Here is a 12,790-nt window from a genome sequence, read left to right on the forward strand (position 1 = left end):
AAGCATAGTCGCAACTCGGCGGGTCTGATGATCCTGAGTGTTTCACTGCAGCGTGACAGATCATTGTTGCGAAAGGACTTTTTCCACAGATACAAAAAAGGCCACTCTTTCGAGCAGCCTTTTTTGATGTTTGGTTGCGGGAGCCGGATTTGAACCGACGACCTTCGGGTTATGAGCCCGACGAGCTACCAGACTGCTCCATCCCGCGTCTGTGTGGCGGCATTCTACAGGCGAACGGCGAGGTGTCAACCGCTAATCCCGTAATGGGTCAAATAAGTGTGAATTTGCGTCAAACGGTCGCAGGGGCGCGGTAAGTTTCGGAAATGCAACGAATTCCTGTTCGCCCGGATGTGCGTGATGTGGAGGCCGGTCTGAAAAACAGACAGGCACAAAAAAGGCCACTCTTTCGAGTAGCCTTTTTTGATGTTTGGTTGCGGGAGCCGGATTTGAACCGACGACCTTCGGGTTATGAGCCCGACGAGCTACCAGACTGCTCCATCCCGCGTCTGTGTGTCGGCATTCTACAGAGGAACGCCGGTCTGTCAACCTTGAATCCAGATAAATCTGTTCTTGTTCAATCGGTTAGCGCTTTTTACAGGGCAGGCGAAGGGCACGCAGGGCAGGCGGGGCAAGGCTTTCAGCTCTATCGGCAGGAGATTTTCGATTGAGAAAATAAATTCATGGTTGTTTTCCTACAGCCTGAAAAGAACATTCAGCACTACTGGTGCTATATACAGGTGTCAGTGAGATACTGCGGATCCGGCTCGCCATGTTTCCTTTTCTGTCATGACCCAACGAAAAATCATCCACGTCGACTGCGACTGTTTCTACGCCGCCATTGAGATGCGCGACGACCCGAACCTGGCAGGCAAGCCGCTGGCGGTGGGCGGGTCGGCGGATCGGCGCGGGGTGATTGCTACCTGTAACTATGAAGCACGGGCGTATGGCGTGCGTTCGGCGATGTCATCCGGACATGCCTTGAAGCTGTGCCCCGACCTGACCATCGTCAAGCCGCGCATGGACGCCTATCGCGAAGCTTCCAAGGAAATTCATACGATCTTTCGCGATTACACCGACCTGATCGAACCGCTGTCGCTGGACGAGGCCTACCTCGACGTCTCCGACAGCGCGCATTTTGGCGGCAGCGCCACGCGAATTGCCCAGGACATTCGTCGCCGGGTCTCCAATCAGTTGCACATCACCGTGTCTGCGGGCGTGGCGCCGAACAAGTTTCTGGCGAAAATCGCCAGTGACTGGAAGAAGCCCAACGGGTTGTTCGTGATTACCCCGGATCAGGTCGAGGATTTTGTCAGTGGTCTGCCGGTGAGCAAGTTGCACGGCGTCGGCAAAGTTACCGCCGACAAGCTGGGCAAGCTCGGCATCGTCGACTGCCTGCAACTGCGTGAGTGGGACAAGTTGGCGCTGGTGCGCGAATTCGGCAGTTTCGGTGAGCGACTGTGGAGTCTGGCCCGTGGGATCGATGACCGGTTGGTGCACAACGACAGTCGCCGTCAGTCAATCAGCGTGGAAAACACCTACGACGTTGATCTGCCCGATCTGCGCAGTTGCCTGGACAAATTGCCGGAGCTGCTGGAAACCCTGAAAACCCGCATGGAGCGGATCGACAGCAGCTATCGCCCGGGCAAGCCGTTCGTCAAAGTGAAGTTCCATGACTTTACCCAGACCACGCTGGAGCAAGCCGGGGCAGGGCGCGATCTGGGCAGTTATCAGTTGATGCTGACGCAGGCGTTCAACCGAGGCGGGAAACCGGTGCGGTTGTTGGGGGTGGGGGTCAGGCTGGAGGATTTGCGGGGTGGGTTTGAGCAGATGGAGTTGTTTGAGCGCTAATTGCTGCGGTGTTGCTGATGCCGCTTTCGCGAGCAAGCCCCCTCCCACATTTGATCGAGTTCCTTCAGTGGAATGCAATCAACTGTGGGAGCGGGCTTGCTCGCGAAGCTTTTCAGGCTTAATTCGGTCCCGGATCCGCCACCAGACGCCCGGCATCCTTGGTCAGCGATTTGAGAAACTCGGCCTGTAACTCGGGATCGTTACGCGTCAGTTCGATCAGGCTTTGCTCCAGCTCGCTGGCTTCCTCTTCCAGACCCAGCTCCGACAGACGCTTGACCCGGTGGACCCACTGGCTCACTTCGTCGTCTTCCAGATCGTCGTAAATCAACCCGTGGGCTTCGAGCAACTTGCTGCGCAAATGGCTGCTGATGGCCAGGGATGAATCGCTGTGCACGTCATCCTTGCCGTCTTCGACGCTGATCTGCAGCTTGCCGATATGATTCAGGTCATTTTCTGCGAACGGACTGTCCAGCAGGTTCAGGCGCAGCACACCGTTGCGGTCGGTGGTCATGTCGAATGTCTGCTTGCCAGCCTTGACCTGCACCGGACGCTCGCTCCACGGCAGGCTCGAATACTCCATGCGCTTGTCGCGCTGGACTTCATCGATACTGGCCAGGTTCTGTTGCGCGCGACCATGGGATTGCATGTTCATGGCCGGGTTGAGCCCGTCCAGACCGTAGCTCAACCAGTCCCTGGTCATGCTGTCCGGCAGGTTGCCGAGTGCGAAGACGTTGACCACGTTGGCGCCGACACCCCCCACCAGCGCAACCGCACCCAGCGGAATCTCGTAGATTTTCCGCCAGGGCTGGTAAGGCGTATAGCGATCGTAATGCCGCGTGACCTCGAACTCGGTGACCTCGAAGGTCTTCTGTTCGCTGATCTTCACGCGGCGTTGCGGCAGTTCGAGCACCTTGGGCTCACCGACGTCGATCTGCAGGCTGTGATCGAGCAATTTACGCTCGACCCGCTCTTCGTGCTCGCTGCGCTGTGACATGTGATTGGCGCAGCCGCTGACCAGCAGGGCGCCGCATAAGGCGGCGCCACCGAGGCCCAGGGTGTTTCGCTTGAACATGAGGTCTCTATCTGGATTCAGCGGCGGATACGGGCCTGAAGGAAGGACAGCACATCGGCAACCGGCAGCGCTTGCGCTTCGGCCTCGGTGCGGCTCTTGTATTCCAGGTTGCCTTCGGCGAGACCGCGGTCGCTGACCACGATCCGGTGTGGAATGCCGATCAGCTCCATGTCCGCAAACTTGATGCCCGGGCTGGTTTTCTTGTCGCGATCGTCCAGCAGCACTTCGAAACCGGCCGCAGTCAGTTCTGCGTAAAGCTTGTCAGTGGCTTCGCGCACCTGCTCGGTTTCATAACGCAGCGGTACCAGGGCGATCTGGAACGGCGCCAGGGTGTCGCTCCAGATGATGCCTTTGTCGTCGTTGTTCTGCTCGATGGCAGCAGCCACCACGCGGGATACGCCGATACCGTAGCAACCCATTTCCAGGGTCACTGGCTTACCGTTCTCGCCCAGCACTTCGCACTTCATCGCCTTGCTGTACTTGTTGCCCAACTGGAAGATGTGCCCGACTTCGATGCCACGCTTGATTTCCAGGGTGCCTTTGCCGTCCGGGCTTGGGTCACCGGCGACGACGTTACGCAGGTCGGCGACGGTCGGAACCGGCAGATCGCGCTCCCAGTTCACGCCGAAGTAGTGCTTGTCGTCGATGTTCGCGCCGATACCGAAGTCGCTCATCAGCTCGACCGAGCGGTCGATGATGATTGGCAGTGGCAGGTTCAGCGGGCCGAGCGAACCGGCGCCGGCGCCAATGGCGTCACGCAGTTCGGCATCGGAAGCCATGACCAGCGGGCTGGCAACGCCCGGCTGGTTGGCGGCCTTGATTTCGTTGAGCTCGTGGTCGCCACGGATGATCAGGGCAATCAGCTTGCCTGGCTCTTCGGCGTGGACGATCAGGGTTTTGATGGTCTTTTCAATCGGCAGATTGAATTTTTCCACCAGCGCAGCAATGGTCTTGGTGTCTGGCGTATCGACCAGGCGCAGCTCTTCGGTCGGTGCTGGACGCGAGGTTTCGCGTGGCACGGCTTCGGCTTTTTCGATGTTCGCGGCGTAGTCGGAACCGTTGCTGAAGACGATATCGTCTTCGCCGGACTCGGCCAGCACGTGGAATTCATGGGAGCCAGCGCCACCGATCGAGCCGTTGTCGGCTTCAACCGGACGGAATTTCAGGCCCAGACGGGTGAACACGTTGCAGTACGCCTGATGCATGCGGTCGTAGGTGACCTGCAGCGAAGCCTGATCGGCGTGGAACGAGTAGGCGTCCTTCATGATGAATTCGCGGCCGCGCATCAAACCGAAGCGTGGGCGGATTTCGTCACGGAATTTGGTCTGGATCTGATACAGGTTGATCGGCAGCTGCTTGTAGCTGCTCAACTCGTTGCGCATCAGATCGGTGATCACTTCTTCGTGGGTCGGGCCCGCGCAGAAGTCGCGACCGTGGCGGTCTTTGATGCGCAGCAGCTCAGGGCCGTATTCTTCCCAGCGCCCCGATTCCTGCCACAACTCGGCCGGTTGGGTGCTCGGCATCAACACTTCAAGAGAACCGGCAGCGTTCATTTCTTCGCGAACGATGGCTTCAACCTTGCGCATTACCCGCAGGCCCATCGGCAGCCAGGTGTACAGGCCCGAAGCGAGTTTGCGGATCATGCCGGCGCGCAGCATCAGCTGATGGCTGACGACGACCGCATCGGAAGGCGTTTCTTTCTGTGTGGCGAGCAAAAATTGACTGGTGCGCATGGTTGGCCGTTGTCGGTTGCTATGACTGGAAATGACGGAGCAGTGTACCGGCGAGATTTGCCGACGTACAGGATTGCGCTCGGCGGTAAGGCTCAACGGCGGGAATCGTCCCGCCGTATCTGAATTGTCCTACGACTCTTCGACCACGCTGGTCGGCACAGGCTCGGGCGTTGGTGTCGGGCCTTCGCGGCGGTTTTCCTGAAACCAGTGCAGGGCGATCAGCACCAGGGTCGGCACGCCGAGCAGCGCCGTGATCATGAAGAAGTTGTGGTAGCCGAACTTCTCGACCATTACCCCGGAATAACCGCCGATCAGGCGCGGCAGCAACAGCATGATCGAGCTGAGCAGGGCGTACTGGGTGGCCGAGAACTTCAGGTTGGTCAGACTCGACAGGTAGGCGACGAAGGCTGAGGTCGCCATCCCCGAACTGAAGTTGTCGAGGGAGATGGTCACCACCAGCATCTGCAGGTTCGGGCCCATGTCAGCCAGCATCACGAACAGCAGGTTGGTTGCCGCCGAAGCTGCGCCGCCAATGAACAGGATCGGCAGGATGCCGAAGCGCACGATCAGCAGGCCGCCCATCCCGGCTCCGAGGAGGGTCATGATCAGGCCGAAGATCTTGCTGACGCTGGCGATCTGATCCTTGGTGAAGCCCTGGTCGATATAGAACACGTTGGCCATCACGCCCATCACCGTGTCGGACATCCGGTAAGTGGCGATCAGCCCGAGCAACAGCAATGCCTGCCAGCGGTAGCGCAGGATGAAGTCGTTGACCGGGGTCAGTACCGGCGCCAGGCCGCGACGGCCCATGGTCGACAGGCACAGGCCGGTGAGCAGGGTGTAGAGGATGGCGCGCAGGAAGGCGCGGTCTTCGAGCAACAGGTCGAGCGGGCTCATATTGCCGAACAGCACGCCGGCGAAATCGGTGTTGTAGAGCTGGGTGAACATCGCCGGAACCGACACCAGCAACACAATCAGCACGAATACCGAGGCCAGTTGATGCCCGAAACTGTAGCGGCCGGCCTGCAACTGCGTGCGCAGTGGCACTGGCGGTTCGCGCATCAGCAGCGAGGTCAGCAGGGCAGGGATCATCAATACCCCGAACAGGGCGTAGGTGCCGGTCCAGGCCGAGTGTTGATAGTTGAAACCGGTGGAGCCGAAGCCTTCGGCAAAGAACAGCGCGCCCGCCGTGGCGAGCAGGGCGGCGACGCGATAGCCGGACATGTAACTGGCAGCCAGCGCGGCCTGGCGGCTGTCGTCGGCGATTTCCAGGCGATAGGCGTCGACCGCGATGTCTTGGGTGGCGGAGGCGAAGGCGACGATGACGGCAATGGCGATCAGCCAGGACAGGTGTTTCTGCGGATCACAGAAGCCCATGCCGATCAGGCCCAGAATCACCAGGGTCTGCGAGAGCACCAGCCACGAACGGCGGCGGCCAAGCTTGCCCAATAAAGGCAGGCGCCATTGGTCGAGCAGCGGTGACCACACCCATTTGAAGGCGTAGGCCAGGCCGATCAGGCTGGCGTAGCCGATGGTTTCACGGGCAACACCGGCTTCACGCAGCCAGACGGAAAGCGTCGAAAACACCAGCATGTACGGCAGGCCGGCAGCAAAACCGAGCAACAACAGCACGAGCGTCGAAGGACTGGCATAGGCGGCGAGCGCGGCGCGCCAGGTTTTACGGGGCATGGGCTGAAGTCTGCCTCAAGATTGCGAAAACAAAGCGCGCACTCTAACCGCTGTGCTCTATCGGACGCCAGCCATGGCGCTGAATATCCACACGATTGTTCAGGACGGTGACGCCCTCAGAACGCAATCGTGCCCGTTGTTCGTCCCCCGAGGGGCTGCCCGGCGGCAGGCTGATCCGACCGCCGGCGCCCAGTACCCGGTGCCACGGCAGCGTGGTATCGGCGGGTAGCTGGCTCAGGGTCCGGCCGACCCAGCGGGCGGCGCGCCCCAACCCCGCGAGTTCAGCCAACTGACCATAGCTGACCACTTTGCCCTCAGGTACTTGAGCAAGTGTCGAATACAGCGCCGTGCGTCGGATTTGCGCCGGACTTTCGTCGGGATGGGGTGGCTCTTTCACCTGCGCCGTTCCTGAACAAGAGGTGGTGGATGGGGTCAAGGGTAATCCGTCGGCGCGCAGATGAGAAATGAACTCAATGGAAATCGCCCGGTCAGTCCTTGTCAGGGTCTTATTCCTACGGATAATGCCGACCTTTTCTCGCAAACTTGAGCCCTCGATCCGCTTATGCTGTCCAGAACCTTGCTGTGCCTTGCTGTCTTCAGTGCCTCCACGCCGCTGCTTGCCGATACCGTCTGGTTAAAGAACGGTGACAAGTTGAGCGGTAAGATTTCCTTGTTCGACGGCGGCAAATTGCTGATTCAGACCCAGTATGCGGGGGCGGTCAGCATCGACTGGAAAGAGGTCAAGACCCTGCAAAGCGATCAGGAGCTGCTGGTCAAGCAGGACGCCTACAGCGGTGAAAAAGCCAAGTCGCTGACCGCCGCCGATGACGGCAAGGTCACCTTGGCCAACGGTGAGGCGCCGAAAACCGTGGAGCTGGCGAGTATCCAGCAGATTCTCAAACCGAAACCGGTGGTCGAGGATCTGGTGTGGAAGGGTAATGTGGGTCTGGCTCTGGATTATCAGCGTGCGGAAAAGGATACCGACGACTACGACATTGACTTCAAGACCACCGCGCGTCATGGCCGCTGGCGGCACACTGCCGAGGGCGAATACAACCGCGAAGTGCAGGACGAGCAGGTCACCACCAATAACTGGCGCGCCGAATACGCACTTGACCGCTTCCTCACCGACAAGTGGTTCTGGCAGGGTCGCCTGAACTACAAGCGTGACTATATTGAGGAATTGTCGCGTCAGCGCGTCGTTGGTACGGGTCCGGGCTACCAGTTCTGGGACGATGAGCTGGGCGCGTTCTCGCTCGGTTCGTTGCTCAACCGCACCGATTACGAATACAGCGATGGCGGTAAGGACAACTTCTATTCGGTCGCCATGAAGTGGGATTACAACCGCTACCTGATCGGCAAAAAAGTCGAGTTCTTCACCAATGGCGAACTGGGCAAGCCACTCTCTGACGTAGCCAACTACGCGCTGGATGCCGAGATGGGCCTGCGCTACAAGGTCACCGACTGGGCGTCGCTCAACCTCAAGGCTGAACGCGACATCATCAGTGGCACCAAGGACGCGGATTTGAACAAGACCCGCTACACCGCAGGGTTTGGCGTGGCCTGGTAAAGCACAAGCAAAAGATCGCAGCCTGCGGCAGCGTCTACAAAGGGATGGTGTTCATCCTGTAGAAGCTGCCGCAGGCTGCGATCTTTTTTTGCGCGTGGAAAAACACACGCCCACAAAAAAGCCCCGCTTTTGAGGGCGGGGCTCTTTTCTAAAGAAGCTACAAGTTAGATAACTTGTACTTCTTCAGCTTGCATGCCTTTCTGACCGCGGGTAGCGATGAAAGAAACCTGTTGGCCTTCTTTCAGGCTTTTGAAGCCGTCGGATTGGATAGCTTTGAAGTGAACGAACAGGTCGTCACCGGATTGTGGAGTGATGAAGCCGAAGCCTTTTTCATCGTTGAACCACTTAACGGTACCGGTTTGGCGATTAGACATGGTGTAACTCCTTGAACAAAGATAACTGCGACTCAGGAAGAACCCTGGCCGAGACTGAGTGCAAAGAGCAGGAAAAATTCTTGTAGATGGTTGGATCGAAATTCAACATATCGTGTAGAGATTCTCAGTGACACAAGCAACACAGTGGCGCCACCTTAACCCTTTTTCCGGAACGTGCCAATGTTTCTTGCGAAGGTTTCTCTGTTTTAGGGATCGGCGGTGTGACAGTTCGTCGCCAGAACCCGTATTTCCAGCGTGTTCGGCGAGAATTTCAGTGTGGACTTTGAACACGGCGGCGCGCCCGGTAAGATGCCGGACAGATTTTTTCCACCTCGCTATTCAGGACACCCGCCATGAGCATCAAATCGGACAAGTGGATTCGCCGCATGGCGCAGGAACACGGCATGATCGAGCCTTTCGTCGAGCGTCAGGTGCGCGGCAGCGACGACAGCCGTGTGATTTCCTACGGTGTGTCGAGCTACGGCTACGATGTGCGCTGCACCAACCATTTCAAGGTGTTCACCAACATCAATTCGGCGATCGTCGATCCGAAGAACTTCGATGCCGGCAGCTTCGTCGACATTCACAGCGACGTCTGCATCATTCCGCCGAACTCCTTCGCCCTGGCCAGCACCGTCGAATACTTCCGCATTCCGCGCAACGTATTGACCATCTGCCTGGGTAAAAGCACCTATGCGCGCTGCGGCATCATCGTCAACGTCACTCCGCTCGAGCCTGAGTGGGAAGGTCACGTGACGCTGGAATTCTCCAACACCACCAACCTGCCGGCGAAAATCTACGCCAACGAAGGCGTGGCGCAGATGCTGTTCCTCGAATCCGACGAGCAGTGCGAAGTTTCGTACAAGGATCGCGGCGGTAAATATCAGGGCCAGCGCGGCGTGACTCTACCGCGTACCTGATCCATCCGGCAGTTCGCGGGAATTCTTTGGCGGGCAGACACTCTATGGGGTGTACTGCCCGTTTTTGCTTCTGGCAAAGCGGGCCTTCGCCGAGGAGGGTTCCATGAAGATCGATCCGCATATCACCGCCGAACTGGCAAGGCTTGAGCCCAATCAGGTTGGCGTACTGGCCTGGTCTCTGCTGGCACACCCGCTGAACATGGCCGGCGGGATTCCCGGCCAGCCTGATCCCGACACCCCCAACGAACAACCGACCGAACCAGGCGAGCCAACGCTGCCGGACGAGCCGCCACCCGCGCCAGTGGCCTGAGCCACTGCCCCATGAATGGCCAGTCAGCTGAGGTTTGCCCAAGACCTCAGCTGACTGGCCATATTTCGTCATCACCGACGACAAAAATCCTGCAGGCGTCATCCTTCTCCACCGCAAAGCCGCCGGTAAACGCGCCAAACGCCGGCAGCAGACTCAAACGTTCGCCCAGGCGGAAACATGCCAGCCGTAAACGCTGCCGCCCCTTGCCATTGAGCCGATAGACCGGATGCACGTGCCCGGCCAGCACATGGCGTTCGGGATGCGGGTCGGGTTCGTGCTGCAAGGCAAACGGCCCGAGCAGCAGCGGCTCCGGCACTACCCGGATGTTCAACGATTGGGGCGGATCGCCGGCGCGTTTGTCGTGATTGCCACGAATCAGCGTCATCGGCAGATCCACGTGACGTGCACGCCATTCGGCCAAGGCATTCAGGGTGCCCGCTGCATGCGAACCGGGGCCGTGCAGAAAGTCACCGAGGAAAATCAGCTGCCGGCAGGGCAGTCTCGCCAGCAAGCGGTCGAGCACGTCGATGTTGGCCGCCGTGGTGCCCTGCGGCACTGGCTGGCCGAGGCTGCGGTAGGCCGCAGCCTTGCCGAAATGCACATCGGCGATCAGCAGCGCTTGCTGCGCCGGCCAGTACAGGGCCTTTTCCGGCAGCAACCAGAGTTCTTCACCGGCCAGGCGCACGGGATAAGCTGCGCTCATGAGGTTTTACCCTTGTCCGCGGATTTTTCCAGATCGCCGACCATGCGCCGGATACGGTCGGCGAGTTTTTCCGAACTCATGCTTTCGCGCATGCGCTCGACCAGTAATGGAAAGCCCAGCGGTGTAGGACGTTTAATCAGGTGCATGTCCAGTTTCATCCGGTTGATCCGCTCCAGTGTCTGTTCCAGACGACGAATATCCAGTTCTTCGCGTAGGACTTCTTCCCCGGCCTGAGCCAGCAGCAGGTTGTCGGCGTCGTATTGCTTGAACACTTCAAAGAACAACCCGCTGGAGGCCTGCACCTGACGGGTGCTTTTCGGCGCGCCGGGATAACCGGCGAACACCAGCCCGGCGATCCGCGCGATTTCACGGAAACGCCGCAACGCCAGCTCCCCGGCATTGAGGCTGGCCAGCACGTCGCGCAACAGATGATCGGGGCTGAGCAGCGCCGCATCGAGTTGCCCGGACCAATCAACCGGCGTGGCGCTGAGCAACTCCAGCCCGTAATCATTCACTGCAATCGAAAACGTCAGCGGCTGGCGCTGACTCACGCGCCACGCCAACAGACTGGCGAGCCCCAGATGCACCTGACGCCCGGCAAACGGGTAGAGGAAAAGGTGCCAGCCCTCGCGGGATTTCAGCACTTCGGCCAACAGGCTGTCGGAGGTAGGCAGGCCCGACCAGCGCGCCTGGGTTTGCAGCAATGGTTGCAGCGCCTGCATTTCCGGGCCGGCGAACTCACCCCGTGCCGCCGCCGTGAAGCGGCTGACCACGGCAGCCGCCAGCTCGTTGGAAAGCGGCATCCGTCCGCCATTCCAGCGCGGCACGGCGGCTTTTTTCGCGGTGCTGCGTTTGACGTACGCGGTCATGTTTTCCACGCGCACCAATTCCAGCAAACGCCCGGCGAACAGAAAGCCGTCACCCGGTTTCAGGCGCGCGATAAAGCCTTCCTCGACACTGCCCAACTGCTTGCCGCCACCGCCCTTGCTCCAGAATTTCAGATGGATGCTCGCGTCGCTGACGATGGTGCCGATGCTCATGCGATGACGGCGCGCCAACCGCGCATCGGGTACACGCCAGACCCCGTGTTCGTCCGGCTCGACCCGGCGGTAATCCGGATAGGCTGTCAGAGAAAGCCCGCCGTGACGTACGAAAGCCAGCGCCCAGGCCCAATCCGCCAGCGTCAGGTCGCGATAGGCCCAGGCGCCACGCACTTCTTCGTACAACTCTTGGGGAATAAAGCCACCGCCCAGCGCCATGCTGACCAGATGCTGCACCAGCACATCCAGCGGTTTATGCGGCGACAGACGCGGTTCGATGTGTCGTTGCTCCACCGCGTCGCCTGCGGCAGCGGCTTCGATCAGTTCCAGGCTGTGGGTCGGCACCAGCGTCACTCGCGAGGTGCGCCCCGGCGCGTGACCGGAGCGCCCGGCGCGTTGCATCAGTCGCGCCACGCCTTTGGCCGAACCGATTTGCAGCACCCGTTCCACCGGTAAAAAGTCCACGCCCAGATCCAGGCTCGAGGTGCAGACCACGGCTTTCAGCTTGCCGTCCTTCAACGCTTGCTCGACCCAGTCGCGGGTCTCGCGGGACAGTGAGCTGTGGTGCAACGCGATCAACCCGGCCCAGTCCGGACGCGCTTCGAGCAACGCCTGATACCAGATCTCCGACTGCGCGCGGGTGTTGGTGAACACCAGGCTGCTGGCGCAGGCGTCGAGTTCGGCAACAACCTGCGGCAGCATCTTCAGGCCGATGTGCCCGGCCCAGGGAAAACGCTCGATGGCGGGTGGGATCAAGGTGTCGACCTTGAGTGATTTTTCGCTCTGGCCTTGCACGCTGATGCCACCGCCCTGTGGGATCAGCACCTGTTCGGCGTGGGCTTGATTACCGAGGGTAGCGGACACGCCCCAGACGATCAGCTCGGGTTGCCAGTGGCGCAGGCGGGCGAGGGCCAGTTGCAGCTGTACGCCGCGTTTGTTGCCAAGCAGCTCGTGCCATTCATCGACGACGATCATCCGCAGGCTCGACAAGGCAGTTTTGGCGTCGGCACGGGCGAGCAGCAGGGTCAGGCTTTCCGGGGTCGTGATCAGCGTGGTCGGCAGGCGCCGGCCCTGACGCGCGCGTTCGGCGCTGCTGGTGTCGCCGGTGCGCAGGCCGATGCTCCACGGGATCTGCAAATCGTTGACCGGCGCTTGCAACGCGCGGGCGGTGTCGGCCGCGAGGGCGCGCATCGGCGTGATCCACAGCACGGTCATTGGTTCGCTCTGGGGTTTGCGTTTGCTGGTTGTGGCAGCGGGCGCGGCCAAACGGGCGAAGCGGTTGAGCGCAGCGAACCACACCGCATAGGTTTTACCGGCGCCGGTACTGGCGTGGAGCAGGCCTGACTGACCTTTTTTAACGGCGGCCCAGACGTTTTTCTGAAAGGCGAACGGCTTCCAGCCGCGTGCGCTGAACCAGAGTTTTGCGAAGTCGGTGGAGGTGGACATACCGGCGGCTTGCGCTCTGAAGGTGTTCCTTCAGTGACCGCGCCGTTGAGGGACAAGTTTAATTTTGTGCGAGCACATACCCCTG

The 12,790-nt window shown here is 60.0% G+C and carries 11 protein-coding genes and 2 tRNA genes; 4 read left to right on the forward strand and 9 right to left on the reverse strand.

The window, feature by feature from the left end; genetic code table 11:
- Positions 1-131: 131 nt before the first annotated feature.
- Positions 132-208, reverse strand: a tRNA-Met gene (locus NTD85_RS17200).
- A 220-nt stretch (positions 209-428) separates the two neighbouring features.
- Positions 429-505: transfer RNA gene (locus NTD85_RS17205), tRNA-Met, on the reverse strand.
- Between the two features lie 281 nt (positions 506-786).
- Here NTD85_RS17205 and dinB point away from each other — a divergent pair.
- Complete coding sequence (dinB, locus tag NTD85_RS17210; protein ID WP_003222295.1) at positions 787-1,848, forward strand: DNA polymerase IV; 1,062 nt, start codon at positions 787-789, stop codon at positions 1,846-1,848.
- Between the two features lie 118 nt (positions 1,849-1,966).
- Here the strand turns inward: dinB and NTD85_RS17215 are convergent, their stop codons facing one another.
- From NTD85_RS17215 to NTD85_RS17230, 4 genes are all read right to left on the reverse strand, one after another.
- Entirely contained in the window at positions 1,967-2,920 is a 954-nt protein-coding gene (locus NTD85_RS17215; RefSeq protein WP_003222297.1) for a hypothetical protein, read from the reverse strand.
- A 17-nt stretch (positions 2,921-2,937) separates the two neighbouring features.
- Entirely contained in the window at positions 2,938-4,653 is a 1,716-nt protein-coding gene (locus tag NTD85_RS17220; protein WP_262142762.1) for a proline--tRNA ligase, read from the reverse strand.
- Positions 4,654-4,782: 129 nt separating this feature from the next.
- The gene (locus NTD85_RS17225; protein ID WP_003222302.1) at positions 4,783-6,342 is read right to left on the reverse strand and encodes an AmpG family muropeptide MFS transporter; all 1,560 of its coding nucleotides are present in this window, start codon (positions 6,340-6,342) and stop codon (positions 4,783-4,785) included.
- A 43-nt stretch (positions 6,343-6,385) separates the two neighbouring features.
- Positions 6,386-6,739 carry an MGMT family protein gene (locus tag NTD85_RS17230; RefSeq protein WP_262142763.1) on the reverse strand — a complete coding sequence of 118 codons (354 nt, stop codon included), beginning with the start codon at positions 6,737-6,739 and terminating at the stop codon, positions 6,386-6,388.
- Positions 6,740-6,904: 165 nt separating this feature from the next.
- On the opposite strand from NTD85_RS17230, the gene NTD85_RS17235 reads away from it, so the two are divergent.
- Complete coding sequence (locus tag NTD85_RS17235) at positions 6,905-7,912, forward strand: DUF481 domain-containing protein (protein WP_003222306.1); 1,008 nt, start codon at positions 6,905-6,907, stop codon at positions 7,910-7,912.
- A gap of 164 nt (positions 7,913-8,076) precedes the next feature.
- On the opposite strand, the gene NTD85_RS17240 is transcribed toward NTD85_RS17235, so the two are convergent.
- The gene (locus NTD85_RS17240) at positions 8,077-8,286 is read right to left on the reverse strand and encodes a cold-shock protein (RefSeq protein ID WP_002554837.1); all 210 of its coding nucleotides are present in this window, start codon (positions 8,284-8,286) and stop codon (positions 8,077-8,079) included.
- A 353-nt stretch (positions 8,287-8,639) separates the two neighbouring features.
- Between NTD85_RS17240 and dcd the strand changes: the two genes are divergently transcribed.
- Both dcd and NTD85_RS17250 read left to right on the forward strand, forming a co-directional pair.
- Complete coding sequence (gene dcd, locus NTD85_RS17245; RefSeq protein ID WP_003222308.1) at positions 8,640-9,206, forward strand: dCTP deaminase; 567 nt, start codon at positions 8,640-8,642, stop codon at positions 9,204-9,206.
- 103 nt (positions 9,207-9,309) lie between these two features.
- Positions 9,310-9,516 carry a hypothetical protein gene (locus NTD85_RS17250; RefSeq protein ID WP_003222309.1) on the forward strand — a complete coding sequence of 69 codons (207 nt, stop codon included), beginning with the start codon at positions 9,310-9,312 and terminating at the stop codon, positions 9,514-9,516.
- Positions 9,517-9,562: 46 nt separating this feature from the next.
- Here NTD85_RS17250 and pdeM read toward each other — a convergent pair whose 3' ends face one another.
- Positions 9,563-10,219: a ligase-associated DNA damage response endonuclease PdeM gene (pdeM, locus tag NTD85_RS17255; RefSeq protein ID WP_262142764.1), complete on the reverse strand. Its 657-nt coding sequence runs from the start codon at positions 10,217-10,219 to the stop codon at positions 9,563-9,565.
- Positions 10,216-12,705: a ligase-associated DNA damage response DEXH box helicase gene (locus tag NTD85_RS17260; protein WP_262142765.1), complete on the reverse strand. Its 2,490-nt coding sequence runs from the start codon at positions 12,703-12,705 to the stop codon at positions 10,216-10,218. The genes pdeM and NTD85_RS17260 overlap by 4 nt, the downstream gene beginning before the upstream one ends.
- Positions 12,706-12,790: the final 85 nt, after the last annotated feature.

This window comes from Pseudomonas sp. 13B_3.2_Bac1 (assembly GCF_025466205.1).
Classification (GTDB): Bacteria; Pseudomonadota; Gammaproteobacteria; order Pseudomonadales; family Pseudomonadaceae; genus Aquipseudomonas; species Aquipseudomonas fluorescens_H.

Bases quoted from the DNA above. Each gene is read 5' to 3' on its own strand.
- dinB (WP_003222295.1), top strand. From the start codon at position 787: ATGACCCAACGAAAAATCATCCACGTCGACTGCGACTGTTTCTACGCC.
- NTD85_RS17215 (WP_003222297.1), bottom strand. From the start codon at position 2,920: ATGTTCAAGCGAAACACCCTGGGCCTCGGTGGCGCCGCCTTATGCGGC.
- NTD85_RS17220 (WP_262142762.1), bottom strand. From the start codon at position 4,653: ATGCGCACCAGTCAATTTTTGCTCGCCACACAGAAAGAAACGCCTTCC.
- NTD85_RS17225 (WP_003222302.1), bottom strand. From the start codon at position 6,342: ATGCCCCGTAAAACCTGGCGCGCCGCGCTCGCCGCCTATGCCAGTCCT.
- NTD85_RS17235 (WP_003222306.1), top strand. From the start codon at position 6,905: ATGCTGTCCAGAACCTTGCTGTGCCTTGCTGTCTTCAGTGCCTCCACG.
- NTD85_RS17240 (WP_002554837.1), bottom strand. From the start codon at position 8,286: ATGTCTAATCGCCAAACCGGTACCGTTAAGTGGTTCAACGATGAAAAA.
- dcd (WP_003222308.1), top strand. From the start codon at position 8,640: ATGAGCATCAAATCGGACAAGTGGATTCGCCGCATGGCGCAGGAACAC.
- NTD85_RS17250 (WP_003222309.1), top strand. From the start codon at position 9,310: ATGAAGATCGATCCGCATATCACCGCCGAACTGGCAAGGCTTGAGCCC.
- pdeM (WP_262142764.1), bottom strand. From the start codon at position 10,219: ATGAGCGCAGCTTATCCCGTGCGCCTGGCCGGTGAAGAACTCTGGTTG.
- NTD85_RS17260 (WP_262142765.1), bottom strand. From the start codon at position 12,705: ATGTCCACCTCCACCGACTTCGCAAAACTCTGGTTCAGCGCACGCGGC.